Origin of the sequence: Streptomyces sp. NPDC088116, from assembly GCF_044741745.1 — a bacterium.
In the GTDB taxonomy this organism is placed as follows: domain Bacteria; phylum Actinomycetota; class Actinomycetes; order Streptomycetales; family Streptomycetaceae; genus Streptomyces.
In genome coordinates this window covers 136,426-162,041 of sequence record NZ_JBIUTF010000003.1, presented here as the reverse complement: position 1 = coordinate 162,041, position 25,616 = coordinate 136,426, and the positions used below count along the sequence as shown (strand labels likewise).

Sequence of the window (25,616 nt, the reverse complement as noted above, 5' to 3'; positions counted from 1 at the left end):
GGCTCCTGTAGGGGGCGATACGAAGGAGGAGGCGGTACGAAGAAGGGGGCGGCGAGGGCGGCCGAAGGGCTGGGCGTTACGAGGCGAACAGCCGTACCTGCCAGGCCGCGTGCGCCTCGGCGGTGATGTCGAGCAGCGGCCCGGAGGCGGCCGGCAGTGCGTCGGTCCCTTCGCGCTCCGCCCGTGCGGCCCGCTCGGCGGCCTGCTCGGCGATCCGGTCGAGGTCGGCCGCGAGGCGGGCGAGGACGGCGGTGGCCTCGAACGGGTCGAGGCTGAGGAGCCGTACGGCCGCGGTGGCGGGTCCGCCGACCGTCTCGTACGCCGCACAGTGCGCGGCCTCCTCGGGGGTGAGTCCGGCGGAACGCGCGGTGAGGCCGAGGACGACCGGCTGGTGCGCGCCACGCGGCCGGGCGGCGGCGAGCGCGTCCAGTTCCGGTCCCGGCCAGGTGGCGCGGGCCGCGCGCATCAGCTGCCGGCCGAGTTTCCGGGCGGTCGCGCGCAGCGCGGGCGAGGGGGTACGGGCGTCGGCCGCCGCGTCCAGCTCCAGCGGGTCCAGGCCCCGGGCGGCCGCGGCGGCGAGAGCCGCCGCGGTGAGCCCGGTGGTGTGCAGTCTGCCCCGGCAGAAGGCGGCCAGGTCCTCGGCGTCGCGGATCCGCCCCGCCTTGACGGCCGGCTCGGCGCCGCCCGAGTGGGCGTGGCCACCGGCGGGGAACCGCCCGTCGGCGAGGACGAGCAGGGCGGCCCTGCTCATCGGAGGACCGTCGGAAGGTCGTTCACCGGAAGGCCGCCCATCAGAAGAGGAAGTAGCGCTGGGCCATCGGGAGTTCGGCGGCGGGCGCGGGCTCGACCGGCTCGCCGTCGATCGTCACCGTGAAGGTGTCGGCGTCGACCTCGACGCGCGGCAGCGCGTCGTTCTCCCGCATATCGGCCTTGGTGATCCCCCTGGTGTTACGAATGGGCACGAACTCCTTTGCCAGACCCAGGCGTTCGGGCAGCGCGTCCTCGATCGCCGCCGCCGACACGAAGTTGAACGAGCCGGCCGCCGCTGCCCGGCCGAGCGCGCCGAACATGGGCCGGGGCAGCACCGGTTGGGGCGTCGGGATGGAGGCGTTGGCGTCGCCCATCTGCGCGTACGCGATCTGCCCGCCCTTGATGACGAGCCGCGGCTTCACACCGAAGAAGGCCGGATCCCAGAGCACCAGATCGGCGAGCTTCCCGGTCTCGACCGAGCCGATCTCCTGGTCGAGGCCCTGGGCCACCGCCGGGTTGATGGTGTATTTGGCGACATAGCGCCGGGCGCGGTGGTTGTCGGCAGGGCCGTCGCCCGGCAGGGCGCCCCGGCGCTTCTTCATCACGTGCGCGGTCTGCCAGGTCCGCATGATCACCTCGCCGACGCGCCCCATGGCCTGGGAGTCGGAGGAGATGATCGAGATGGCTCCGAGGTCGTGCAGGATGTCCTCGGCCGCGATGGTGGAGGGCCGGATCCGGGACTCCGCGAAGGCGAGGTCCTCCGGCACGGCCGGGTTGAGGTGGTGGCAGACCATCAGCATGTCGAGGTGTTCCTCGATGGTGTTGACGGTGTGCGGCCGGGTCGGATTGGTGGAGCTGGGCAGGACGTACGGCTCCGAGACCACGGTGATGATGTCCGGGGCGTGTCCGCCGCCCGCGCCCTCCGTGTGGTAAGCGTGAATGGTCCGCCCGGCGATCGCCGCGAGGGTGTCCCCGACGAAGCCCGCCTCGTTCAACGTATCCGTGTGAATGGCGAGTTGGGCGCCGGTCTCCTCGCAGACGCCCAGGCAGGCGTCGATGACGGCGGGGGTGGCGCCCCAGTCCTCGTGAATCTTGAACCCGAGTGCTCCCCCGCGCAGTTGGGAGTGCATCGCGTCGCGCGACATCGTATTGCCCTTGCCGAGCAGTCCGATGTTGACGGGGAAGGTCTCCAACGCCTCGAACATCCGGGCGAGATGCCAGGGGCCCGGGGTGATGGTGGTGGCCTTCGTCCCCTCGGCCGGTCCGGTGCCGCCGCCCACGAGGGTGGTGATTCCGGCCGACAGCGCCTGATCGACGATGGTCGGCGAGATGAAGTGGACGTGCGCGTCGATCGCACCGGCCGTGACGATCTTCCCGTTGCCCACGACGACTTCGGTCTCGGGACCGATGACCAGGTCGGGGTGGACACCCTCCATGGTGTCCGGGTTGCCGGCCTTGCCGATTCCGGTGATCCGGCCGTCCCGGATGCCGATGTCGGCCTTGACGACGCCCCAGTGGTCGATGATCAGGGCGCCGGTGATCACGGTGTCGGGCGCCCCTTCGGCCCGGGTCGTACGGGACTGGCCCATCGACTCGCGGATCACCTTGCCGCCGCCGAACACCGCCTCGTCCCCGGCCCGTCCGGGACCGCCCGAGCGGTCCTCCTCGATCTCGACCAGGAGATCGGTGTCGGCGAGGCGGATCCGGTCACCGGTGGTGGGGCCGAAGAGATCGGCGTATTCGGCACGGGAGAGCTCAGCCATCGAGGGGACCTCCGGTCTCTCCGCGCAGGCCCGGCACAACGCGCAGACCGGCGAGCGGAACGAGTGCGATGTCTACGGGGATTCCGGGTTCGAAGCGCACGGCCGTACCGGCGGCGATGTGCAGCCGCTTGCCACGGGCGGCGGCACGGTCGAACTCCAGGCCCGGGTTGGCCTCGGCGAAGTGGTAGTGGGAGCCGACCTGCACGGGCCGGTCGGCGACATTGAGCACGGTGAGCCGGGTGACCTCGCGGCCCTCGTTCAGGGCCACGGGCTCGTCGGCGTAGAGGATCTCTCCGGGGATCATGGGCGGCGCTCCCCCGTCAGACGATCGGGTCATGGACGGTGACGAGCTTGGTGCCGTCCGGGAAGGTCGCCTCCACCTGCACGTCATGAATCATCTCGGGGATGCCCTCCATGACGTCGTCCCGGCCGAGGACCGTCCGGCCCGACGCCATGAGTTCGGCGACGGTACGGCCGTCCCTGGCACCTTCGAGGATGTGCGAGGTGATCAGGGCGACCGCCTCCGGGTGGTTGAGCCGCAGCCCACGTGTCCTGCGCCTGTCGGCCACATCGGCGGCCACATGAATGAGCAGGCGTTCCTGCTCGTGCGGAGTCAGTTGCACGCTTCCACCTCGTCGTCTCCGGCCCGGGTAACAGCCGGGCGCAGCGGGACCCTAGCCGATGTCAACACTTCGTTGAACTGTGATCGGGATCCTCACAGCCAGACGTCGCACGTTATGGCGGAAGTTTTTCCGGCGCGTTAACAAACGTATGGCTCAAGGCCGGTCCGTATACGGCGAACCGGCGGAGCACGCCGCGGAGGCCGCACACCCGGACGGGGCGGCCTCTCACTTGTTCGGGCTCTACCGCCCATGCCCCGGTGGCCGGTCACCCGGCTCCGCGCGGTGTTCCGAGCCGTACCCCGAGCCGTACTCCGGGCGGCGCTCGGGGCTGTGCTCGGCGGCGATGCCGAACCGCCGCCGTTCGCCGGGAGCGGACGGCGTGGGCCGGATGTCCGAGACCGAACCGATCACCTGCTCCTCGGCCGCCTCCTGCCGCTCGCTCTCAAGTCGCTCCAGGTCGGCGGCGGAGACCAGCGCGACCAACGGCTTGCCGTGCCGCGTTACGACGACGCGCTCGCCGCCGTAGACGACGCGGTTGATCAGTTCGGCGAGTTCTGCTCGGGCTTGCGTCACCGGAATCTCATAGGCCATAGTCCCCATTCTAACGGCCTGTACGTCCTGTACATTTTTTACAGAGGGCGACGCGGACCCGCGTCCCAGGATTGAGGAGAGGTACGCCATGAACCACCCTTCGGCCCGCTATGTCCTGCCCGAGTTCACCGAGCGGACGGCCAACGGAACCCGCACCCTCGACCCGTACTCCAAGCTCCTCGAGGAACGGATCATCTTCCTCGGCACCGCCGTGGACGACACCGCGGCCAACGATGTGATCGCGCAGTTCATCCACCTCGAATACGCCGCGCCCGACCAGGACATCTGCCTCTACATCAACTCGCCGGGCGGCTCGGTCAGCGCCATGTCCGCGATCTACGACACGATGCGGATCATCACCTGCGACGTACAGACGACCTGCCTCGGCCAGGCGGCCTCCACCGCGGCCGTACTGCTGGCCGCCGGCGCCCCCGGCAAGCGGATGGCCCTGCCCGGCGCCCGGATCCTCGTCCGTCAGCCCGCCACCGAGGAGCCCGTCCAGGGGCAGCCGTCCGACCTGGCGATCCACGCGGACGAGATGCTGCGACTGCGCGCGCTGCTGGAGTCCCTGCTCGTACGCCACACCGGCCGGAGCGCGGAACGGGTCGCCGAGGACATCGAACGCGACAAGATCTTCACGGCGGCCGACGCCAAGGCCTACGGCCTGATCGACCACGTGGTCCAGAACCGCAGGGCGTCTCTCGACCTCCCCGGATCCGCGGACCCCACGGGCTCCTCCGGCGGGCGGTGACCGCCTGTGCTGCCGCCCGAACTGCCGCCGCTGCCCGCCCTGACCCGCGCCGAGGGCGACATGGTCGACAGCTACCTCCAGCTCGTCGATCTGCTCGGGCGGATCAATCCGGCCCGGGGCTCGGACACCTACGGAGCGCTGCGCGCCGCGCAAGCACTCCCCGCCCATGCCGCCGCCCTGCGGGACGCCCTGACGGCCATGCACACCCGCGGCGAGACCGAGTTGCACGCCGCGACCCTGGCCCGCGCGCTGCGGGTGCTCGACGGAGAGCGGCGGGCGGGACGGGTCGCGCTGCCTCCCGAACACCCGGCCTGAGCGTCCCGGGCACCCCGGACGACCGTCCGGCCCTCCCCTGATGGACGCGCCCATACGGGAACGGCTCGCTCGTTCAGCGTATGAACTGCATGGACGGGTCCGAGGGCGTGAGTTGCGCAAAGCGGCGAGATCCGTAACGCGCCCCCCATTCCCCCGCAGCTACGGCCCTCATCAAGGCTCCGCTCCCGGACCCGACACGCCGAGTCGCCACCCGTATGGATCAGACGTGATGAACTTCACATATCGTCGTTTCAGCACGGATATCCGCCGGTGCCAGGTCAAGATCCCTGCACGACAAGCCCCCGCCACCGCGGCGGGGCGGTCCGGGCGGACGCCGAGTCCTGCCGCCGTTCCGGATGACTGGTCGACAGGAGTGGATCGGCAGGAGTGGAGGACCCAATCAGTACGGGATGACCCGCGGTCCGGGCCGTCCCTCGGGGTGAAGCCGCTCACGCGGCCGGGCATCTTCGCCAGTCCGAACCCGACAGGTCATCTTTCACAGGCGGCTGACGAAGGGTTGCGCATGACTGCGCAGGCACATGTCCCGTCCTTGCTGTCCCGGACCGGAGCCGTATCGGTCCTCACACTCGCCGCTGTCGGCGGCACGATGCTCGCGCCCGGCGCGACACCCGACGCCCATGCCGCCACACACGCGGTCAAGGCCATGAAGGTCGCCGCCTCGAAGAAGGGCTCCCCGTACAGCTGGGGCGCCACCGGGCCGTACCGCTTCGACTGCTCAGGGCTGACGCTCTACTCGTTCAAACGGGTGGGCAAGAAACTCCCGCGCACGGCGCAGCAGCAGTACAACAAGACCCGCCACATCTCGCGTTCCCATCGACGCAAGGGCGACCTGGTGTTCTTCCACTACGGAAACAGCATCTACCACGTCGGGATCTACGCGGGCAGGGGCAAGATCTGGCACTCGCCGAAAACCGGGTCGAAGGTGCGGCTGGAGAGGATCTGGTCCAGGAGTGTCTGGTACGGGCGGGTGAAGTGAGCCGGCGAGGTGAGCGTGCGCACCGGGCTTACAGCGGCCGGGTGAGGTGAACCGGAGTGCTTCCGGTCCACGGGCCTGGACCGGGAGCACTCCGGCGGCGAGACCCGGCAGCGGGGCCCGGCGGCGAGCCCGGCGGCCTGCGCCCACCGCCGGTGCACACGCGGCGTCCTGAGCGCGTATCAGCTCTGGAGAGGGGCCACCGCCGTCCAGGGCAGCGCGATCCAGACCGTCTTGCCGCCCTCTGGCGTCGGTGTGACGCAGACGCGGCCGCCGCACTCGGCCGCCAGCGAGCGGATGATCACCATGCCGCGGCCGTTGTCCTGCTGCACGGCCGCCGGCAGCCGTTGCGGCCAGCGCGGGTGGCTGTCGGTGACGCCCACCCGCAACTCTCCGTCACGCTCCTCCAGCCAGACCTCGACCGTGAAGGTGGGTGACTGGCCGAGAGTGTGCTGCACCGCGTTGGTGGCCAGTTCCGAGACGATCAGCCGGACCGTGTCGGCGGTCTCCGCCTCACCGGGCAGACCCCATGCCGTCAGAAGGTCCGCGACGTATCTTCGGGCCGTTGGTACCGACGCGGGTTCGCTCGGCAGTGTGATGGATGCTTCCTGATGGTCTGCCATGGCGACGCCGTCCCTTTCCCGCCGGACCGGACCCGGCACAGAGCGGATGCCTGCGCGGACGGCCTCGGACCGTGCTCCGCGCCAGCGTGCCACTCATGGTGCCGTTCTCCGGGCTGATCCACCGCGATATGCATATATCTGTCGCTCAAAGCGGTGAACCGTACTACGCGAGACCGTATTTGGGCGCCGGAAAGATACCTTCTCCGCGCGGCGCCGGATGGCGCGGCCGGAAGAACGCGGAGAAGGGGTTAATCCATGCGGCATATTCCAGAGGTGCGTCGGCGCAGGCTCGGGGACGAATTGCGCAAGCTGCGACAGAGCGCGAGCCTCACGAGCGGGGAGACCGCGCGGCTGCTCGGCTGGCATCAGTCGAAGGTCAGCCGGATCGAGACGGGCGTCAGCGGGGTGAAGGACGAGGATCTGGCCGCACTGCTGGACGCGCTGGGCATCTCCGATCCTCAACTGCGGGCGCTGCTGAGCGCCTTGGCGGGCACATCGAGCGGCGGGCCGGGATGGTGGATGGCGTACGGCGGCGTGATCCCGCCCCAGTACCGGGACTTCATCAGCCTGGAGTCCCAGGCCCGTACGGCGCGCACTCTGGAGACCTCGGTGGTCCCCGGCCTGCTCCAGACGTCCTCCTACGCCCGCGCCGTGACTCGGGCCGCACTGGAGGGACTGCCCGCCGCGACGGTCGACTCGCTGGTCGATGTGCGGCTCGCCCGCCAGGAAGTACTGCGAGCCGCGAAGCCGTTGGAGCTGCACGCGGTGCTCGACGAGGCCGTACTGCGGAGGGAGGTGGGCGGACCGGAAGTGATGCGAGATCAATTACGCACCTTATCGCTGCTGGCCGCTCTGCCTCATGTGCGCCTCCAGGTACTCCCGTTCAGCGCCGGTGGCTATATCGGGCTCACCGGACCTTTCGTTATCTTCTCTTTTCCGCACATTACTGATCTGGATTTGGTCGTTCTCGACCACTTAACGAATAGCCTCTATCTTGAGCGGAAAGAAGACCTCGAGGCGTACTGCGCCGCGTTCCGCACCATGCAGGCGCACGCACTCTCACCCAAGGATTCATTGGATCTCATCGCCGGGATCGGTGACGGCGCGTAGGGAGCATCATGTCCGCTTGCCTCGCACAGCCCCCAGTCCAGACCTCGGACTCCACTCTCCCCCCATCCCCCACTCCCCCCACTCCGCTTCCAACCCCCCTGGTCCGCGCCGCGACATGGCGGCGCAGCAGCTACAGCACCGGGGCGAACAACTGCGTGGAGTCCGCCCGCACCCGCGCGGACGGACTGGCCGTACGTGACTCGAAGGATGTGAGCCTGCCGCATCTGACCTTCACGCCGGGTGCGTGGACGGCATTCGTCCACGCGTTGCGCGAGGAGGCTCCCGCGTCCTGAGCATCCTGAGCACGTTCACACACCGGGACGTCAGGCACCAGGTCCAGGACACTCAGGTACCGGAGTCCGGGACAGCCGGATACCGGATCTCAGCCGACGGACGTGGCGACTCCCGCCGACGCGGTCGCCACGATCGTCCGTACCGCCGTGCCGATCTGTTCGTCCGTCAGGTCGGCGCGCGCGGTGAGCCTGATCCGTGAGATGCCGTCCGGCACCGACGGCGGCCGGAAGCAGCCCACGCCCAGGCCCGCCGCACGGCAGTCGGCGGCCCAGCGCACGGCCGCCTCCGGGGACGGCGCCTGTACGGAGACCACGGCGGCGTCCGGTCGTACGGCGGTCAGCCCCGCATCCGTGAGCAGCCGGTGCAGCGTACGGGCCACCTCCCGGGCGCGCTCGGCCCGCTCGGGCTCCCGGCGCAGCAGCCGCAGGCTCTCCAGCGCGCCGCCCACGGCCGCCGGCGCCAGGCCCGTGTCGAAGATGAACGTGCGCGCGGCGTTGACCAGATGCTCCACGACCCGGGCCGGACCGAGGATCGCACCCCCCTGGCTGCCCAGGGACTTGGAGAGCGTGAGGGTCGCCACCACACCGTCCGTGCCCGCGATGCGCGCCGCGTTCGTCGTGCCCCGGCCGCCGTCGCCGAGTACGCCCAGACCGTGCGCGTCGTCGACGAGCAGGGCCGCGCCGTGCGTACGGCAGGCCTCGTCCAGTTCCCGTAGTGGCGCCGCGTCGCCGTCCACCGAGAACACCGCGTCGCTCACCACGAGCGCCCGCCGCCCGGGGTGGGTGCCGAGTGTCTTGTGCACGGCTTCGGGATCCGCGTGCGGTACGACGGCGGTCTCGGCGCGCGAGAGCCGGCAGCCGTCCACGATCGAGGCGTGGTTGCCCGCGTCGGACACGAGCAGCGAGCCGCGCGCGGTCAGCGCGGTGAGGGCCGCGAGATTGGCCGCGTAACCGGAGGAGAGGACGAGCGCGGCCTCGAAACCGCAGAATTCGGCCAGTTCCCGTTCCAGCTCGGCGTGCAGGTCCGTGCTGCCCGTGACCAGCCGGGATCCGGTGGAGCCGGCGCCCCAGCGGCGGGCGGCATCCGCCGCGGCCCCGGTCACCGCGGGGTGCCGGGCCAGGCCCAGATAATCGTTGCTCGCCAGGTCCAGCAGGGCGGAGTCGGCCGGGCGCGGCCGGAGCGTACGGACCAGGCCCGACCGCTCGCGGACCCGCGCCTCGTCGTCGGTCCAGCCGAAGGGGTCCAGCGCCATGAATCCAGTCCTTTTGTAGGCTGCGCACAGACTCTAACCGGGGCAGGAGCGGAACATGGTGTGGCGATGCACACACCTCGATCCCACGGTGTTGTTGGGTTCCTCCTTTGCCCGGGGCCGCCCGGTAGGTCAGGATCAACACCATGGATCTGCTGAAGACGCTGGTGGAGAAGGGCCTGCGGCGCGAGCTGCCGACCCGCGAAGAGGCGCTCGCCGTACTGGCGACGTCCGACGACGAGCTGCTCGACGTGGTGGCCGCGGCGGGCAAGGTACGCCGACAGTGGTTCGGGCGGCGGGTGAAACTGAACTATCTGATCAACCTCAAGTCCGGCCTGTGCCCCGAGGACTGCTCGTACTGTTCCCAGCGGCTGGGCTCGAAGGCGGAGATCCTCAAATACACCTGGCTGAAACCCGACGAGGCATCGAAGATGGCGGCCGCCGGGGTCGCGGGCGGGGCCAAGCGGGTCTGCGTCGTCGCCAGCGGCCGGGGGCCGACGGACCGGGACGTCGACCGCGTCTCGCGGACCATCGAGGCGATCAAGGAGCAGAACGAGGGCGTCGAGGTGTGCGCGTGTCTCGGACTGCTCTCCAACGGACAGGGCGAACGGCTCCGGGCCGCGGGCGCCGACGCCTACAACCACAACCTCAACACGTCCGAGGCGACATACGGCGACATCACCACCACCCACACCTACGCCGACCGGGTCGACACCGTGCAGCAGGCCCAGGCAGCCGGCCTGTCCGCCTGTTCCGGGCTGATCGCCGGCATGGGTGAGAGCGACGCGGACCTGGTCGATGTCGTCTTCTCCCTGCGCGAGTTGGACCCGGACTCGGTGCCGGTCAACTTCCTGATCCCGATGGAAGGGACCCCGCTCGCCAAGGAATGGCACCTCACCCCGCAGCGCTGCCTGCGGATCCTGGCGATGACGCGGTTCGTCTGCCCGGACGTGGAGGTCAGGCTCGCGGGCGGGCGCGAGGTGCACCTGCGCACCATGCAGCCGCTCGCGCTCCACCTGGTCAACTCGATCTTCCTCGGCGACTACCTCACCAGCGAGGGCCAGGAGGGCAAGGCCGACCTGGACATGATCACGGATGCGGGCTTCGAGGTGGAGGGCGCGGACACCTCGACGCTGCCCGGCCACCGGAGCGGCGGCTGCGCCCCGTGCGGCGGGGACGAGGCCGGCGCGAGCGCCGGGGCCTGCGGAGGCGGGGCCGCCGAGGGCACCGGACGCCAGGGCGCCGGGCACGAGAGCGGCGCGCCTCGTGCGGAGGAAGGCTCTTCGGTTCGTACGGACCTGGTGGCGGTACGTCGCCGCGGCGCCGGTACGGACCTGGCCCCCAATGCCTGAGCTTGCCCCCGATGAACTGCTCGCCCTGGACCGGGCCCACGTCTGGCATCCGTACGGCCCCATGCCGGGCCGTACCGAACCGCTCGTCGTGGAGTCCGCGTCCGGGGTGCGGCTACGGCTCGCCCAACCCGCCCACGGACAGCGGGAATTGGTCGACGGCATGTCGTCCTGGTGGTCGGCGGTCCACGGCTACAACCACCCCGTACTGAACGAGGCGGCGCACGGTCAGCTCGACCGGATGAGCCATGTGATGTTCGGCGGGCTCACCCACGAGCCCGCCGTGCGTCTGGCGGCCACACTCGTGGACATCACCCCGGAACCACTGCGCCATGTCTTCCTCGCCGACTCCGGCTCCGTGTCGGTCGAGGTCGCGGTCAAGATGTGCCTCCAGTACTGGCGCTCCGTGGGCCGCCCCGCCAAACAGCGGCTGCTGACCTGGCGGGGCGGATACCACGGCGACACCTGGCAGCCGATGTCCGTGTGCGACCCCGAAGGCGGGATGCACGGGCTGTGGTCGGGCGTACTGCCGCGCCAGATCTTCGCGGACGCGCCGCCGAGCGCGTACGAGGAGACATACGCTGACGGGCTGCGCGCGCTGATCGCCCGCCACGCCGACGAACTGGCGGCGGTGATCGTCGAACCCGTCGTGCAGGGCGCCGGCGGCATGCGCTTCCACTCTCCCGAATATCTGCGGGTGCTGCGGGAGGCCTGCGACGAACACGGCGTGCTGCTGATCTTCGACGAGATAGCGACCGGGTTCGGGCGTACGGGAAAGATGTTCGCGGCGGAGCACGCCGGTGTCTCGCCCGATGTGATGTGTGTGGGCAAGGCCCTGACCGGCGGCTATCTGACCATGGCGGCGACGCTGTGCACCTCGCGGGTGGCGGAGGGCATCTCGCGCGGCGAGGTCCCCGTACTGGCGCACGGACCGACCTTCATGGGCAACCCGCTGGCCTCCGCGATCGCCTGCGCCTCGATCGAGCTGCTGCTCGGCCAGGACTGGCGGCTGGAGGTCGAACGGATCGAGGCCGGACTGCGCGAGGGCCTCGCGGCGGCAGCGGCTCTCCCCGGCGTACGGGACGTACGCGTACTGGGCGCCATCGGAGTCGTCCAGCTGGACCACGAGGTGGACATGGCGGCCGCGACCCGGGCGGCCGTGCGCGAAGGTGTCTGGCTGCGGCCCTTCCGCGATCTCGTGTACACGATGCCGCCGTACGTGACAGGTGACGAGGACGTCGCACGGATCTGCCGCGCGGTGGTCGCCGTCGCCGCGGCGGCCTCGCCGTCCTCGGCGGCGCGGGAGGACTGAAGCATGCCGGTAATGATCGTGACCGGGACCGGGACGGAGATCGGCAAGACAGTCGTGACGGCCGCGGTCGCCGCCGCCGCGCTGACACAGGGCCGTACCGTCGCCGTACTCAAACCCGCACAGACCGGGCTCCGCCCGGACGAGACGGGCGACGCGGCGGAGGTCGCGCGGCTGGCCGGAGCCGTCACCACGGCCGAACTCGCCCGATTCCCCGATCCGTTGGCGCCCGCGACGGCCGCGCGACGGGCCGGCGCGGCGCCGGTACATCCACACACGGTGGCCGTCGCGGCCGAGAAACTGGCGGCCGAGCACGACCTGGTGCTGGTCGAAGGCGCGGGCGGACTGCTCGTACGGTTCGACGAGAGCGGCGGCACGCTGGCGGAGGCGGCCCAGCTGCTGGAAGCCCCCGTGCTGGTGGTGGCGCCCGCCGGGCTCGGCACACTCAACGCGACAGCGCTCACGGCGGAAGCGCTGCGGTCGCGGTCGCTGGCGCTCCTGGGCGTCGTGGTCGGCAGCTGGCCGGCCGCGCCCGACCTGGCGGCGCGCTGCAACCTGACGGACCTGCCGGAAGCGGCGGGAGCACCACTGCTCGGCGCGGTGCCGGAGGGGGTGGGCGCGCTGGCCCCGGAGGTGTTCCGGGAGCGGGCGGCGTCCTGGCTGGCGCCTGGGCTGGACGGGTGCTGGGACGGGGCGGGGTTCGTGGCGGAAGTCGGTTCGGGGGCGGCGTTCGGATCGGCGTGAGGTTCGGGGGCGGCGTTCGGATCGGCGTGAGGTTCGGGGGCGGGCGCGAGTGCGGGCGCGGGCGCCGGTGCGCCGTTGTGGGGAGGGGACAGGGGGCTCCGGAGGCGCGTGTCCGGACTGCATGATCTACGCCGCGTGCGAGTGTGTTCTTCGCGTGCGGGTCCGTCAGCGGCACACATCACGCTTTACGTCCGGCCACACGTCACCTCCTGCGACCCCGGCCCCCTCCCGTCCGTCCGCCGCCTGCGGGCCACCCCTTGACTCTCTACAGGCGGTGGGGCTGTTACAGGCTCCAGCCTCGTAGTTCTTCGGCGATCATCTCGACGTCCGCCGTGCCGTCCTTGACCAGTTTGGCCAGGTCACGGACCCGTTCAGGGGCCGTGACGACCTTCAGGCCGCTCGCGACCAGATAGCCGTACGCCACGGCGGAGGCGAACAGTGCGTTCGAGCGCTCCAGGGCCGGTACGTGCAGCAGCAGCTGCAACAGGGCGGCGGCGCGGGCGTGCGGGTCGCCGTAGACGGGGGTGCCGAATATCTCCGCCTCGTGGCGGCTGACAGCGGCGACCAGCGCTCCCCAGTCGGTGACGTGTGGGTCGCCCGGTGTGTTGTGTTCAGCGACCATGAGGAGCCAGGACAACTCGATCCGAAGGGTCAACGCTTGCCTTCGCGATCCGTGCCGAACTCACCGGCGAAGACCGATTCGTACTGCTTCATGAAGTCGGCCGCGGACTCGACGAAAGTGCGCCCGACCTCCCCGGCGTCGTGGTTGACCAACTCCTCGATATAGCGGTTCACGCTCATCCCGCGCTCGGAGGCCCGCCGGCGAGCGGCCTCGGCGGTGGTTTCGTCCACGCGTACGTTCAGCTGAGTCTTGGCCACCCCTTCAAGCTAGCGCACTGGCGCTAGCGGGGCAAGGGGCGGCCACACTGCGGGCTACCGGCTGTGGCAGTCCGCCTCTAGGCTCTTCATTTCTTCGTGTGGCGAGTGGAGGAGAGACATGACACGGCCCTTCCGGTTCAGCGTGAACATGGTGACCCCCGATACCGGCAAGGCATGGCGCGAGCGGTGCCGACGAGCCGAGGGGCTCGGCTACGACGTGATCCACGTGCCGGATCATCTGGGGATGGTCGCGCCGTTCCCGGCTCTGGTGGCCGCCGCGGAGGCGACCGAGCGGGCCCGGGTCGGGACCTTCGTGCTCAACGTCGCCTTCTGGAATCCGGCCCTGCTCGCCCGGGAGATCTCGACCACCGACGCGCTGACCGGGGGACGGCTGGAGGTCGGTCTCGGCACCGGCTACGTGCGCGAGGAGCATGAGCGGGCCGGTCTGGAATTCCTCCCGCCGCGCGAACGGGTCGACCTCCTCGCCCGTACGGTCACGGAGCTGGACCGGCTGCTCGCCGAGGAGGCGCAGCCGTCCCGGCCGCCGCTGCTGATCGGCGGGAACGGCGACCGGGTACTGCGGCTGGCCGCCGAGCACGCGGACATCACCGCCTTCACCGGGGTCCGGTCGACGCCGGACGGGATGCGGGCCCTCAGTACGGAGGAGCTGGCGCGGCGCGTCACGGCGTACCAGGGCTTCGCGAGCGGCCGGGCGGTCCCGGCGGAACTGAATCTGCTGCTCCAGGCGGTCACCATCACCCCGGACCGGCGAGCGGCGGTACCGGATGTCCGGCCGATGGCGCCCCATCTGAGCGACGACCAGCTCCTTGATCTGCCGCTGGTCGCCGTCGGGACCGTACGGCAGATCGCCGACCAGCTGCGGGAGCGGCGGGAGCGGTTCGGCTTCAGCTATCTGACAGTCCTCGATCCGTTCATGGAAGCGTTCGCGCCGGTGATCGAGGAGCTGCGCGGCAGCTGATCCGCACGGCCGGTCGAGATCAGCCGGGGTCCGGGATCCAGCTGCCGTGGAAGCCGGCCGGGACCCGCACGGGAAGGCGGACGGTGGCGACCGGCGGACCCGTGAAGTCCTCGGCGGAGAGGATGACCAGGTCGGTGGCGGCGCGATCGGGGTCGAAGACGAGGACCACCAGATAGCCGTCGTCCTCCGCGTGGGCGTCGGACGTGGGCACGAAGCTCGCCTCACCGGTGTAGTGGCCGTCACCGAACAGACGTACCTCGGCGGACTGTTCACGCACGTCGTGCTTGATCAGCGCGTCACCGGAGACGGATGGCGCGTCGGCCGGCCCCAGGGAGTGGAGGAGCGCGGAGGCGACGGCGGAGTACCCGTAGCGGTGGGCGCGGCCGACGACGGCCGGGTTGACCGCCGGGAACTCCTGGGGGCGGTCGTCGAGGCGGGTCTCGGTGGCCTTGCCGGTGACGGTGTCGAGTTCCCAGCGCTCCAGGGTGGGGGCGCTGGGGCCGTTCAGCGCCCCGCCGATGAACATGCGCGGATAGCGGACGACATCGATGACCACCCGGTCACCGTCCTCGTAGGCGTTGAGTGTGTGGAAGACGAAGCAGGGCTCGATGTCGAACCAGCGCACCTCGATGCCGTTCCTGGGCAGCAGTCCGACGCGGGCGCCGCGGGCTTCGTTCCACATCACCGGGAACGGTTTGCGCGCCACGTCGGCGACCGGGTCGACGGTGACGGAAAGGTCGTAGACCACCACGTAGTTGGGGGTGAGGGCCGTGTCGTGGACCACCGGCATGTGGGGTGCCGGGATGTCGACCGCGCGGACGACCCTGCCGTACGGGGAGATCACCACGTGCCCCAGACGGTCGCAGCCGGCGCGCTGCCAGGTGATGGCGTGCAGTTCGCCGGTGGCCGGATCGAGCTTGGGGTGGGCGGCGAACCCGTCGGGCAGGGTCCCGCCGAAGTCGGTGGCGCCGGCCGTCTCGATCTCGTAGGAGAGCTCGTAGGGGCGGAAGCCGCCCTCGACCAGGGCGAAGGTGCGGTCGGCGTGGCCGATGACATGGGTGTTGGGACCCACGTCGGCGATCCGTACCGCGGCGCCTGGACGGGGCCGCTCGCCCAGCGCGTCGGCCACGGCGGCGCTGCGGATCCAGCGGTTGCGGTACCACTTGGCCCGGCCGCCGCGCAGCCGCACCCCGTGCACCATGGCGGTGCCGGCGAAGAGGTGGGGCCGGCGCGGTGAGCCGAGGTCCATGGGGTTGGGGCCGTTGCGCAGATAGCGGCCGTTCAGGTCGTCCGGGATCGTGCCGGTGACCGGCAGGTCGTAGGCGGTGACCTCGTCCCGCACCGGCGCGTAGGCGCCGGTGAACGGATTTCCGGTGACGGGCATCGTGGTCCTTCCGGTTGGTCCGTTCCGACTGGCTCCCACTGTGCCCGCCCGGCGGCGTGGGGACGGGCCGGAAAGGGGCGGTTACCCCTATCGAGTGCCGGAGTCCACCGCGCACGGTCCCCGCGGAAATCGTTCGCCGAACGGGTCGGCGCTCTGATTGGCTCGCCCGATGAGTGATCTCCACATCCGTTGCGCCGGCCCCTCGGACATCGACACCGTGCTGCGGTTCTGGCGCGAGGCGGCAGAAGGAACGAGCATCAGCGACGACCACGACGGGGTGGCCCGGCTCATCTCACGGGACCCCGAAGCCCTGCTCCTCGCGGAGCGGGACGGCCGTCTCGTGGGAACCGTCATAGCCGGTTTCGACGGTTGGCGGTGCTCCGCCTACCGGCTGGCCGTGCACCCGGACTCCCGTCGGCAAGGTATCGCCACCGCGCTGACAGAAGCCGCGGAAGCGCGGTTCGTCGACCTCGGCGGGCGACGGGCCGACGCCATGGTCCTGGAAGCCAACGAACAGGCCCACCGGACGTGGGCCGCGGCCGGTTACCACCGCGAGGATCACTGGCGGCGCTGGGTGAAACCGCTGGGCCCCTCCTGACCGCCGTCCCGTTTTCCCGCCCGTCCTCACCGGCCCTGACGCCCCGTTACGGTGGAGAGCTGCCCCCTACGACCGAAAGGTGTGATCGTCCCCTCATGGGCGAGCCTCCCCGTCCCGACCGATTCGCCCTCGGGCGGCCCGCCCGCCGCCGACACCGTGCGGTCCTCGTCCCGCTGACCGATCATGGGACGGAGGTGAACCGATGACCGAAGTGCTTCTGCTCATCGTGGCGGTGCTGCTGTCGGTCGCCTGCGGAGCCTTCGTCGCTGCGGAATTCTCCCTCACCACCGTCGAGCGCGGTGAACTCGAACGGGCCGCCGAGCGGGGAGAGCGGGGCGCGGCGGGAGCCCTGAAGGCCGTACGCGGTCTCACCTTCCAGCTCTCCGGCGCCCAGCTCGGGATCACCGTGACCAACCTGGTGGTCGGCATGATCTCCGAGCCGTCCGTCGCCAAGCTGATCCAGGGCCCGGTGGAGGCCGTGGGCCTGTCCCCCTCCGTGGCCTCTTCGGTGGCGCTGGTCATCGGTACGGCCCTGTCGACCGTCTTCCTGATGGTCGTCGGCGAGCTGGTCCCCAAGAACTGGGCGATCTCCTCGCCGCTCGCCGTCGCCAAAGTGGTGGCCACTCCGCAGCGGTACTTCACCGCGGCCTTCCGCCCCTTCATCGGCCATCTGAACAACACCGCGAACCGCATGGTGCGCGGACTCGGGCTGGAGCCCACCGAGGAACTGGCCTCCGCCCGCAGCCCGCAGGAGCTGGTCGCCCTGGCCCGGCACTCCGCGAAGGAGGGCGCGCTGGAGGCGGACACCGCCGAGCTGTTCGTACGGACGCTGAGCCTGTCCGCGCTGACCACGGAGAATGTGATGACCCCACGGGTGCGGGTCATGGCACTGGATGTGCAGGCCACGGTGGAGGACGTCGCCAACGCCACCCGCGCCACCGGTCTGTCGCGCTTCCCTGTCTACCGGGGCAGCCTCGACCGGGTCGTCGGGATCGCGCACATCAAGGACGTACTCGCGGTCCCGGCCGAGCGCCGGCCCCGGCACACGATCGCCGAGATGCTGCGCGAACCGCTGCTGGTCCCCGAGACCCTGACGGTCGACAAACTCCTCGACCGGCTGTCCGGCGGCAACACCATGGCCGTCGTCATCGACGAGTACGGAGGCACGGCGGGGGTGGTGACGCTGGAGGACATCGTCGAGGAGGTCGTCGGTGAGGTGCAGGACGAACACGACCCGCACGAGACCTCCGACCTGGCCCCGGTGGGTGAGGACGCGGAAGGCAGGAAGCTCTGGTCGGCGGACGGCGCGGCGCGCGCCGACCAGTTGAGAACGGTCGGGCTGCGGATGCCGGAGGGACCGTACGAGACGCTCGCCGGACTTGTCGCGACCGAGCTGGGCCGTATCCCGGCCGAGGGTGACCACATCGAACTGAAGGGGTGGCGCCTGGAGGTCGTGGACGTCACACGCCGGCGCGCCGCGCGCGTGCTGCTGCGCGCCCCACGGGCCGCCGGCGGCAGCGGGGAGGACCACACGTGATCACCGCGATCCAGCTGTTCGTCGGACTGCTGACCCTCGCCGTCAACGCCTTCTTCGTCGCGTCCGAGTTCGCCCTGATCTCCGTACGCCGCAGCCAGATCGAGCCGGAGGCGGAGGCCGGTGACCGGCGGGCCCGCAGCGTCATCTGGGGCCTGGAGCACGTGTCGGCGCTGCTGGCGGCGGCGCAGCTGGGCATCACGCTGTGCACGCTGGTGCTGGGCATCGTCGCCGAGCCCGCCATCGCGCATCTGCTGGAGCCGCTTTTCGGCGCGGTCGGTGTCGCGCCCTCTCTGGTGCATCCGATCTCGTTCGTGATCGCGCTCACTGTGGCGACGTATCTGCACATGCTGCTGGGGGAGATGGTCCCGAAGAACGTCGCGCTGGCCGAACCGGCGCGGGCGGCGCTGCTGCTCGGTCCGCCGCTGGTGGGCCTGGCCAGGGCGCTGCGACCGGTGATCTTCATGATCAACTCCGTTGCCAACGGCCTGTTGAAGCTGCTCCGGGTGGAGACCAGGGACGAGGTGTCCGCCACCTTCTCCGACGATGAACTCTCCCGTCTGGTCACGGACGCGGGCCACGCGGGGCTGCTCGACGACCGGGCGGCCGAGCGGCTGCACGACGCGCTGGAGCTGGGCCGCCGTCCGGTGCGTGATGTGGTCACGCCGCTGGAGGGAGTGGTCTCCGCGCAGCTCGGGGTCACCGGGGAGGGGCTGGAGCGGCTCGCGGCGGAGTCCGGTTTCTCCCGCTTCCCGGTGGTGGACGCCTCGCGGCGGATCCTCGGCTATCTCCATGTGAAGGACGCTCTGGACGCGATGCCGCGCGATGTGCCGTTCCAGGTCTCGGCGATGCGTGCGATCGCGCGGGTACGGGCGACGACACCGCTGGACGACGTGCTGACCGCGCTGCGCCGCAGCCGTACGCACCTGGCGGCGGTCATGGACGAGGAGGGCAAGCTCGAAGGGCTGGTGACGATGGAGGACGTGCTGCGCGAGCTGGTGGGACGGCACGCGTAGACCGTGTCCCGGGATCCCTCGGGGGCGGCCACGGGCGTACTTACCGCACGGTACGATTTTCTTCGCCATGGAGATGAATGCCAACTACACAAGTTTTGTCGCGGTCGGTGACTCCTTCACCGAGGGCATGTCCGACCTCCTCCCCGACGGCTCGTACCGCGGCTGGGCGGACCTGCTCGCCGCGCGGCTGGCCGCCCGTACCCCCGGCTTCCGGTACGCGAATCTCGCCGTACGCGGCAAGCTCATCGGCCAGATCGTCGAGGAGCAGGTGGGGGCCGCCGCGAGCATGTCGGCGGATGTGGTGACGCTCGTCGGCGGGCTCAACGACACGCTCCGTCCGAAGGTCGACATGGGCCGGGTGCGCGGCCTGCTGGAAGAGGCCGTGGAGCGGCTGGCACCGGCTTGCGGGCAGCTGGTGCTGATGCGCAGTCCGGGCCGCAACGGTCCGGTGATGGAACGCTTCCGGCCGCGGATGCAGGAGCTGATCGCCTTCGTCGACGAACTCGCGGAACGGCACGGCGCCCTGGTCGTCGATCTGTACGGGGCGCCGGTGCTCGGTGATCAGCGGATGTGGGACCTGGACCGGCTCCATCTGACCGCCGAGGGCCACCGCCGGGTCGCCGAGGCCGTCTGGCAGGCGCTCGGGCTCGACGCGCAGGACGACTGGCGCGCGGAGCTTCCCCCTCCGGTGCCCGTACGGTGGCTGGCGCGTCGCACGGGCGACGCACGGTTCGCGCGGCAGCATCTGGGGCCGTGGGTGGCGCGGCGCGTCACGGGCCGCTCCTCCGGGGACGGCCGGCCGGCGAAGCGTCCGGAACTGCTGCCGTACGAGACGCCAGGACTGTGGACGGCGGGCCCCGAGGCGCCCTCTTCGGCCCGCTTGTAGGAAGCCACGACAAAGGGCGCGGCGCCGACCTGCACAAACCGCCAGTAGAATCAGCTCACGTGACTGCCGTGCCTGCGAAGCCTCGCATCCCCAATGTCCTTGCCGGTCGCTACGCCTCGGCGGAGCTGGCCGTGCTGTGGTCCCCCGAGCAGAAGGTGAAGCTGGAGCGTCAGCTGTGGCTGGCGGTACTCCGCGCGCAGCGGGACCTCGGGATCGAGGTCCCGGAGAGCGCCCTCGCCGATTACGAACGCGTCCTCGACCAGGTCGACCTGGCGTCGATCGCCGAGCGCGAGAAGGTCACGCGGCACGATGTGAAGGCCCGTATCGAGGAGTTCAACGCCCTCGCCGGCCATGAGCAGGTGCACAAGGGCATGACCTCCCGCGACCTGACGGAGAACGTCGAGCAGCTCCAGGTCCGGCTCTCCCTGGAGCTGATGCGCGACCGTACGGTCGCGGTGCTCGCGCGCCTCGGCAAACTCGCGGGCGAGTACGGCGAGCTGGTCATGGCCGGCCGCTCGCACAACGTCGCCGCCCAGGCCACCACCCTCGGCAAGCGCTTCGCGACGGCCGCCGACGAGCTGCTCGTGGCGTACGGCCGGCTGGAGGACCTGCTGGGCCGCTACCCGCTGCGCGGAATCAAGGGCCCGGTCGGCACGGCTCAGGACATGCTCGACCTGCTGGGCGGTGATGCCGGGAAGCTGGCGGAGCTGGAGCGGCGCATCGCGGGCCACCTGGGCTTCGCCCAGGCCTTCACCTCGGTCGGCCAGGTCTACCCGCGCTCCCTCGACTACGACGTGGTGACCGCGCTGGTGCAGCTGGCGGCGGCGCCGTCCTCGGTCGCCAAGACGGTCCGGCTGATGGCCGGGCACGAGCTGGTGACCGAAGGCTTCAAGCCGGGCCAGGTCGGCTCCTCGGCGATGCCGCACAAGATGAACACGCGCTCCTGCGAGCGGGTCAACGGCCTCATGGTGATCCTGCGCGGCTACGCGTCGATGACGGGTGAGCTGGCGGGCGACCAGTGGAACGAGGGCGACGTCTCCTGCTCGGTGGTACGCCGGGTGGCGCTGCCCGACGCGTTCTTCGCGCTCGACGGCCTGCTGGAGACGTTCCTGACGGTCCTCGACGAGTTCGGCGCGTTCCCGGCGGTCGTGGCGCGCGAGCTGGACCGCTACCTGCCGTTCCTCGCGACGACCAAGGTGCTGATGGGGTCCGTACGGGCCGGGGTGGGCCGCGAGGCCGCGCACGAGGTAATCAAGGAGCACGCCGTCGCCTCGGCCCTGGCGATGCGCGAGCAGGGCGCCGAGCGCAACGAACTGCTGGACCGGCTGGCGGCCGACGAGCGAATGCCGCTGAACCGCGAGCAGTTGGACGCGCTGATGGCGGACAAGCTGTCCTTCACGGGCGCGGCGGAGGACCAGATCGCCACGGTCGTCGGCCGTATCGAGGAGATCGTCAAGCAGCACCCGGCGGCCGCCGCCTACGCCCCGGGATCGATCCTCTGACCCCCTCATGAAACGCGAAGACCTCGAAGCCGCCCGCGACCGCGTCATTCCCGACGTGGCCGCGGGCGGCTTGCGTGTGCTGTTCTGCGGCATCAACCCAGGACTGATGTCAGCGGCGACGGGCCACCACTTCGCCCGCCCCGGCAACCGCTTCTGGCCGGTCCTGCACCTCTCCGGCTTCACCCCACACCGGCTGGCCCCCGCCGAGCAGGACGAGTTGCTGACGTACGGGCTGGGCATCACCAACGTCGCGGCGCGGGCGACGGCGCGCGCCGACGAGCTGAGCGCGCAGGAGTTCCGCGAGGGCGGCCGGATCCTCACGGCGAAGGTGGAGCGGCTACGGCCTCGGTGGCTGGCGGTGGTCGGGATCACGGCGTACCGCACGGCTTTCGACGACAAGAAGGCGCGGGTGGGTCCGCAGGAGCGGACCATCGGCGACACCCGGATCTGGGCACTGCCGAACCCCAGCGGACTGAACGCGCACTGGACGGCGGAGACGATGGCGGAGGAGTTCGCGCGACTGCGTGCCGCGGCTATGGCTGGGTGAGGTCGGGGTGCGGTGCGCCGTCCGGCGGGGCGTGGTCAGGGGGGTGCGGTGTTGGCGGAGGCCGGTTTTCATGTGCGGGTTGTTGCCGGTGGCCGCTCCGGAGTCATGTCCTGCACTGCATGATTTACGGCGCGTGCGGCTCGTGCTTCGGCTGACAGGCCGGTGTGCGCCACAAATCACGCTTTACGTTCCGGACACGACCCCTGCGCGACCCCCTTCACCGCCCGCCACAGACCACCACCACCGGGCCGCAGGCGGGGATCCGGCAGGAGGGGGGTCGGGGTCGCAGGAGGTGACGTGTCCGGACGTAGAGCGTGATGTGTGCCGCTCCCGAACCCGCACCCAATAAACAAACCCGCACGCGGCGTAAATCATGCAGTCCGGACATGCGCCTCCGGGGGCCCCGGCAACCGCACCCACCATGCCCCGCCCTGCCCCCGCACCCCACGCCGGACGGCGACACCGCACCCTTGCCAAAAGCTTGGCAAGCGTTGACAAGTTTGCGCAACGGTGACGACCATGCAACATGCCGTTCATTCACCCCGCTCCGTCCGACCAGTAACGGAGTCCCCATGGCCCCCACCCTGACCGATGTGGCCAAACGCGCCAACGTCGCCCTCTCCACCGCATCCCGCGCGTTCAGCGATCCGGGCCGACTCGGACCACACACCTTGCGCAAGGTTCTGTCCGTTGCGCAAGAGCTGGGTTACGAGCCCCCCGTGGCCCGTACCGCCGAGCCGCCCGCCGCCGGCGACGCCGCCACCGTCGCCGTTGTCGTGCCCGACATCGCCAACCCCGTGTTCGGCGCCTTCGTGAAGGCCGCGCAGGGTGAGAGGTGGCATCGCAGGCAGACCGTCGTGCTCGCCGACACGGATCTCAATCCGGACCGCGAGCGCGAGGTGATCGCCCATATGCGGGAGCAGGCGGACGGTCTGATCGTGTGTTCGCCGCGGCTGGACGCGGAGGAAGTGCTCGGCATCTGCGGCCGTACGCCCGCCGTGCTGGTCAATCGTGAGACGTCCGGCGCGGACTGTGTGATCGCCGACGCGGCGCACGGGATGCGGCAGGCGGTCGAGTATCTGGCGGCGCTCGGGCATCGGCGGATCGCCTATGTGCAGGGCATGCAGCGGTCCTGGTCCAATGCTCATCGCGTCGAGTTGATCCGTACCGAGACCGAACGGGCCGGGCTGGCACTGGAGTTGCTGGGGTGGCAGTCGGAGACGGTGGCGGGCGGGACCGCCTCCGCGGCGAGTGTGATGGCCTCGGGCGCGTCCGCCGTGATCACGCACAACGACCTCGTCGCGTTCGGGGTGATCTCCGGCGCACGGGCGCTGGGGCTGGGCGTCCCGGAGGACCTGAGTGTGATCGGGGTCGACGACATCCCGTTCGCCGAGGTGTCGCAGCCGTCGCTGACGAGCATCGCGGTGCCGATGGCGCGGGCGGGTGCGCTCAGTGTGGAGATGCTCGGTCAGGTTCTGGGGGGCGAGCGGCAGACTCCGCGCACACTGCGGTTGCCGACCCAGCTCATCGTGCGCGGGTCGACCGGCCCCGCCGCCGACACGTCCCGCCGGGGAGCCGCGGCGGACCGGGCGATGAAGGGTGTGTCATGAGGACCGACGTACTGACGGTGGTGGTCGCCGACCCCAACCTGGTTCCGTTGCGTGCCGAGTTCGAGGCCGCGCTTCCGGAGGGTACGGCCGTCCTCTGGCCCGATGCGGGGGACGCCGGGGCGGTCGAGGCCGCGCTGGCGGCGGCGGATGTTCTCGTGTCGGGGCAGTGCACCGCCCGGATGGCCGGTGCGGCCGGGCGGCTCCGGCTGGTGCACGCCGCCGGCGCGGGTACGGACAAGATCGAGGTCGGCGCGCTGGCGCCGGGTACCCAGGTCGCCAACACCTTCCACCACGAGAACTCCATCGCCGAGTACGCCGTGTCGGCGGCCATTGTGCTGCGGCGTGGTTTTCTGCGGCAGCACAACGCGCTGCGCCGTGGCGAGTGGGACTCCCCCGCGCACGATCCTCTCTCTCCGTGGGTGGACAGTCTGGGCGCGGCGACGATCGGGTTCGTCGGTTTCGGGCATATCGGTGCCCGCTGCTGGGAGCGGTTCCGGGTGTTCGGCGCCCGGGGCGTGGCGGTCACCCGGCGCGGCGACGTCGACGCGGCGGCCCACGGACTCGCCTGGTCGGGGACCGTGGACGACCTCGGCACCCTGCTGGAGACCTCCGACGTGGTCGTGGTGTCGGCCCCGCTCGCTCCGGAGACCACCGGACTCATCGGCGCGGCCGAGCTGTCCCGGATGCGCCCGTCGGCGGTCCTGGTCAATGTCGGCCGGGGTCCGGTCGTGGACGAGGACGCGCTCTTCCGCGCTCTGAGCGACCGTACGATCACCGGCGCCGCCCTCGACGTCTGGTACCGGTACCCGTCCGGCGGGCACACCGGTGCCCCCGCCCATCACCCCTTCGAGACGCTGGACAACGTACTGATGACACCGCACTCCTCGGGCCTCACCCGCGAGACCTTCGCGCGCCGGGCCGACGACATTGCCGCCAATATCGGCCGGCTCGCCACGGGTGAGCGGCTGCACAACGTCGTGGCGGTGGCCCGATGACCACGACCGACACGATCGTCTCCGTCGATGTGCTCGTGACCAGTCCGGGCCGTAACTTCGTCGCCCTCAAGATCACCACCGCCGACGGGGTCGTCGGCTGGGGCGATGCCACACTCAACGGCCGTGAGCTGGCGGTCGCCTCGTATCTGCGCGACCACCTCGCCCCGCTGCTCGTCGGCCGGGACCCGGCACGGATCGAGGACACCTGGCAGTACCTCTACCGCGGGGCGTACTGGCGGCGCGGTCCGGTGACGATGACGTCCATCGGCGCGGTGGACATCGCTCTGTGGGACATCAAGGGGAAGACCACCGGGCAGCCCGTGTACCAGCTGCTCGGCGGCGCGGTCCGGGACCGGATCCTCACGTACACGCACGCCACCGGCTGGGACGTCCCGGAGTTGCTGGACTCTGTCGACGCGCAGCGGGAACGGGGCTTCCTCGCGGTACGGGCACAGAGCGGTGTGCCCGGTCTCGACATGGTGTACGGGGTGAGCAGGGGCGGTCCGGGGTACGAGCCGGCCGGCCGTGGCGCGGCCCCGGTTGAAGAGGTCTGGGACACCGAGTCCTACCTCAGGCACGTTCCGAAGGTGCTCGCGGAGGTCCGCGAGCACGTCGGGCCCGAGCTGAAGCTGCTGCACGATGTGCATCACCGGCTCACACCCGGTCAGGCAGCCGGGCTCGGCCGTGCGCTGGAGGCGGTGGACCTCTTCTGGCTGGAGGACGTGACCCCCGCCGAGAATCAGCAGGTGTTGCGGCACGTACGGCAGCACACCACCGTGCCGCTGGCCATCGGCGAGGTGTTCAACACGGTCTGGGAGTGCCAGACGCTGATCACCGAGCAGCTGATCGACTTCGTACGGACGTGTGTCACGCACGCGGGCGGGATCAGTCACCTGCGGCGGATCGCGGCGCTGGCCGAGATCTGGCAGGTGCGGCTCGGGCCGCACGGGCCCTCGGACGTCTCGCCGGTGGCGCTGGGCGCGTCGCTGCACGTGGGGCTGTCGACGCCGAACTTCGCGATCCAGGAGTACATGGGCTACGAGCCGGTCGTGCACGAGGTTTTCCGGCACGCCTGGAGCTACGAGGACGGGTATCTGCACCCGGGCGACCGGCCCGGGATCGGGATCGAGGTCGACGAGGAGCTGGCCGCCCGGTTCCCGTACGAGCCCGCCTGTCTGCCGGTCGCGCGACGGCGCGACGGTTCGATGACGGACTGGTGAC

General features: G+C 70.7%; 28 protein-coding genes and 1 riboswitch. Of the genes, 18 read left to right on the top strand and 10 right to left on the bottom strand.

What is annotated here, in order from left to right; translation table 11 throughout:
• Positions 1-76 precede the first annotated feature (76 nt).
• From ACIOJD_RS13200 to ACIOJD_RS13180, 5 genes are all read right to left on the bottom strand, one after another.
• A complete protein-coding gene (locus ACIOJD_RS13200) occupies positions 77-751 on the bottom strand; it encodes an urease accessory protein UreF (protein ID WP_401912073.1) in 675 nt (224 codons plus the stop codon).
• Between the two features lie 40 nt (positions 752-791).
• Positions 792-2,513, bottom strand: a complete 1,722-nt coding sequence (locus ACIOJD_RS13195) for an urease subunit alpha (protein WP_401912072.1) — start codon at positions 2,511-2,513, stop codon at positions 792-794.
• On the bottom strand, positions 2,506-2,817 hold the full coding sequence (locus tag ACIOJD_RS13190; protein WP_401912070.1) for an urease subunit beta: 312 nt from the start codon (positions 2,815-2,817) through the stop codon (positions 2,506-2,508). Before ACIOJD_RS13190 ends, ACIOJD_RS13195 begins: the two co-directional genes overlap by 8 nt.
• Positions 2,818-2,833: 16 nt before the next feature.
• Positions 2,834-3,136 (bottom strand): urease subunit gamma, encoded by a 303-nt coding sequence (locus tag ACIOJD_RS13185; RefSeq protein ID WP_401912067.1) that lies wholly within the window; start codon positions 3,134-3,136, stop codon positions 2,834-2,836.
• A 240-nt stretch (positions 3,137-3,376) separates the two neighbouring features.
• Positions 3,377-3,727 carry a type II toxin-antitoxin system Phd/YefM family antitoxin gene (locus ACIOJD_RS13180; RefSeq protein ID WP_401912065.1) on the bottom strand — a complete coding sequence of 117 codons (351 nt, stop codon included), beginning with the start codon at positions 3,725-3,727 and terminating at the stop codon, positions 3,377-3,379.
• An 88-nt stretch (positions 3,728-3,815) separates the two neighbouring features.
• Here ACIOJD_RS13180 and ACIOJD_RS13175 point away from each other — a divergent pair, with 88 nt between their 5' ends.
• The 3 genes from ACIOJD_RS13175 to ACIOJD_RS13165 all read left to right on the top strand — a co-directional run bounded on the left by ACIOJD_RS13175 (position 3,816) and on the right by ACIOJD_RS13165 (position 5,790).
• Complete coding sequence (locus ACIOJD_RS13175) at positions 3,816-4,478, top strand: ATP-dependent Clp protease proteolytic subunit (protein ID WP_401912063.1); 663 nt, start codon at positions 3,816-3,818, stop codon at positions 4,476-4,478.
• Between the two features lie 6 nt (positions 4,479-4,484).
• Positions 4,485-4,793, top strand: a complete 309-nt coding sequence (locus ACIOJD_RS13170; RefSeq protein ID WP_401912061.1) for a hypothetical protein — start codon at positions 4,485-4,487, stop codon at positions 4,791-4,793.
• Positions 4,794-5,191: 398 nt separating this feature from the next.
• Positions 5,192-5,303: riboswitch (cyclic di-AMP (ydaO/yuaA leader) on the top strand.
• Between the two features lie 13 nt (positions 5,304-5,316).
• A complete protein-coding gene (locus tag ACIOJD_RS13165) occupies positions 5,317-5,790 on the top strand; it encodes a C40 family peptidase (protein WP_401912058.1) in 474 nt (157 codons plus the stop codon).
• A gap of 179 nt (positions 5,791-5,969) precedes the next feature.
• Here the strand turns inward: ACIOJD_RS13165 and ACIOJD_RS13160 are convergent, their stop codons facing one another.
• The gene (locus ACIOJD_RS13160) at positions 5,970-6,410 is read right to left on the bottom strand and encodes an ATP-binding protein (protein ID WP_401912056.1); all 441 of its coding nucleotides are present in this window, start codon (positions 6,408-6,410) and stop codon (positions 5,970-5,972) included.
• A gap of 255 nt (positions 6,411-6,665) precedes the next feature.
• Here ACIOJD_RS13160 and ACIOJD_RS13155 point away from each other — a divergent pair, with 255 nt between their 5' ends.
• Together ACIOJD_RS13155 and ACIOJD_RS13150 are read left to right on the top strand one after the other, a co-directional pair.
• Entirely contained in the window at positions 6,666-7,520 is an 855-nt protein-coding gene (locus ACIOJD_RS13155) for a helix-turn-helix domain-containing protein (protein ID WP_401912053.1), read from the top strand.
• 8 nt (positions 7,521-7,528) lie between these two features.
• Positions 7,529-7,813 (top strand): DUF397 domain-containing protein, encoded by a 285-nt coding sequence (locus tag ACIOJD_RS13150; RefSeq protein WP_401912051.1) that lies wholly within the window; start codon positions 7,529-7,531, stop codon positions 7,811-7,813.
• An 89-nt stretch (positions 7,814-7,902) separates the two neighbouring features.
• On the opposite strand, the gene ACIOJD_RS13145 is transcribed toward ACIOJD_RS13150, so the two are convergent.
• Entirely contained in the window at positions 7,903-9,066 is a 1,164-nt protein-coding gene (locus ACIOJD_RS13145) for an 8-amino-7-oxononanoate synthase (RefSeq protein WP_401912048.1), read from the bottom strand.
• 143 nt (positions 9,067-9,209) lie between these two features.
• On the opposite strand from ACIOJD_RS13145, the gene bioB reads away from it, so the two are divergent.
• Genes bioB through bioD form a run of 3 tightly spaced genes read left to right on the top strand, consistent with a single transcriptional unit; the run spans position 9,210 to position 12,465 of the window.
• Positions 9,210-10,415 carry a biotin synthase BioB gene (bioB, locus tag ACIOJD_RS13140; RefSeq protein ID WP_401912046.1) on the top strand — a complete coding sequence of 402 codons (1,206 nt, stop codon included), beginning with the start codon at positions 9,210-9,212 and terminating at the stop codon, positions 10,413-10,415.
• Positions 10,408-11,724, top strand: coding sequence for an adenosylmethionine--8-amino-7-oxononanoate transaminase (locus tag ACIOJD_RS13135; RefSeq protein ID WP_401912043.1), 1,317 nt, complete (start codon positions 10,408-10,410; stop codon positions 11,722-11,724). Before bioB ends, ACIOJD_RS13135 begins: the two co-directional genes overlap by 8 nt.
• Before the next feature lie 3 nt (positions 11,725-11,727).
• Positions 11,728-12,465 (top strand): dethiobiotin synthase, encoded by a 738-nt coding sequence (bioD, locus tag ACIOJD_RS13130; RefSeq protein WP_401912040.1) that lies wholly within the window; start codon positions 11,728-11,730, stop codon positions 12,463-12,465.
• 283 nt (positions 12,466-12,748) lie between these two features.
• Here the strand turns inward: bioD and ACIOJD_RS13125 are convergent, their stop codons facing one another.
• Together ACIOJD_RS13125 and ACIOJD_RS13120 are read right to left on the bottom strand one after the other, a co-directional pair.
• A complete protein-coding gene (locus ACIOJD_RS13125; protein WP_401912038.1) occupies positions 12,749-13,120 on the bottom strand; it encodes a fic family toxin-antitoxin system, toxin component in 372 nt (123 codons plus the stop codon).
• Positions 13,117-13,344, bottom strand: coding sequence for an antitoxin (locus ACIOJD_RS13120; RefSeq protein ID WP_401912035.1), 228 nt, complete (start codon positions 13,342-13,344; stop codon positions 13,117-13,119). Before ACIOJD_RS13120 ends, ACIOJD_RS13125 begins: the two co-directional genes overlap by 4 nt.
• Before the next feature lie 118 nt (positions 13,345-13,462).
• Here ACIOJD_RS13120 and ACIOJD_RS13115 point away from each other — a divergent pair, with 118 nt between their 5' ends.
• Positions 13,463-14,323, top strand: coding sequence for a TIGR03621 family F420-dependent LLM class oxidoreductase (locus tag ACIOJD_RS13115; protein ID WP_401912033.1), 861 nt, complete (start codon positions 13,463-13,465; stop codon positions 14,321-14,323).
• Positions 14,324-14,342: 19 nt separating this feature from the next.
• Here the strand turns inward: ACIOJD_RS13115 and ACIOJD_RS13110 are convergent, their stop codons facing one another.
• Positions 14,343-15,707, bottom strand: coding sequence for a carotenoid oxygenase family protein (locus ACIOJD_RS13110; protein WP_401912032.1), 1,365 nt, complete (start codon positions 15,705-15,707; stop codon positions 14,343-14,345).
• A gap of 169 nt (positions 15,708-15,876) precedes the next feature.
• Between ACIOJD_RS13110 and ACIOJD_RS13105 the strand changes: the two genes are divergently transcribed.
• The 9 genes from ACIOJD_RS13105 to manD all read left to right on the top strand — a co-directional run bounded on the left by ACIOJD_RS13105 (position 15,877) and on the right by manD (position 25,615).
• Complete coding sequence (locus tag ACIOJD_RS13105) at positions 15,877-16,305, top strand: GNAT family N-acetyltransferase (RefSeq protein WP_401912029.1); 429 nt, start codon at positions 15,877-15,879, stop codon at positions 16,303-16,305.
• A 202-nt stretch (positions 16,306-16,507) separates the two neighbouring features.
• Positions 16,508-17,842: a hemolysin family protein gene (locus tag ACIOJD_RS13100; protein ID WP_401912026.1), complete on the top strand. Its 1,335-nt coding sequence runs from the start codon at positions 16,508-16,510 to the stop codon at positions 17,840-17,842.
• The gene (locus ACIOJD_RS13095) at positions 17,842-18,855 is read left to right on the top strand and encodes a hemolysin family protein (protein ID WP_401913852.1); all 1,014 of its coding nucleotides are present in this window, start codon (positions 17,842-17,844) and stop codon (positions 18,853-18,855) included. Before ACIOJD_RS13100 ends, ACIOJD_RS13095 begins: the two co-directional genes overlap by 1 nt.
• Before the next feature lie 67 nt (positions 18,856-18,922).
• Entirely contained in the window at positions 18,923-19,741 is an 819-nt protein-coding gene (locus tag ACIOJD_RS13090) for an SGNH/GDSL hydrolase family protein (protein WP_401912024.1), read from the top strand.
• Positions 19,742-19,800: 59 nt separating this feature from the next.
• Positions 19,801-21,243, top strand: a complete 1,443-nt coding sequence (purB, locus tag ACIOJD_RS13085; RefSeq protein ID WP_401912021.1) for an adenylosuccinate lyase — start codon at positions 19,801-19,803, stop codon at positions 21,241-21,243.
• A 7-nt stretch (positions 21,244-21,250) separates the two neighbouring features.
• Entirely contained in the window at positions 21,251-21,790 is a 540-nt protein-coding gene (gene mug, locus ACIOJD_RS13080) for a G/U mismatch-specific DNA glycosylase (protein WP_401912018.1), read from the top strand.
• Between the two features lie 572 nt (positions 21,791-22,362).
• Entirely contained in the window at positions 22,363-23,400 is a 1,038-nt protein-coding gene (locus ACIOJD_RS13075; protein ID WP_401912015.1) for a LacI family DNA-binding transcriptional regulator, read from the top strand.
• Positions 23,397-24,395, top strand: a complete 999-nt coding sequence (locus ACIOJD_RS13070; protein WP_401912013.1) for a 2-hydroxyacid dehydrogenase — start codon at positions 23,397-23,399, stop codon at positions 24,393-24,395. The genes ACIOJD_RS13075 and ACIOJD_RS13070 overlap by 4 nt, the downstream gene beginning before the upstream one ends.
• Positions 24,392-25,615, top strand: a complete 1,224-nt coding sequence (gene manD, locus ACIOJD_RS13065) for a D-mannonate dehydratase ManD (protein ID WP_401912010.1) — start codon at positions 24,392-24,394, stop codon at positions 25,613-25,615. Before ACIOJD_RS13070 ends, manD begins: the two co-directional genes overlap by 4 nt.
• Position 25,616 lies beyond the last annotated feature (1 nt).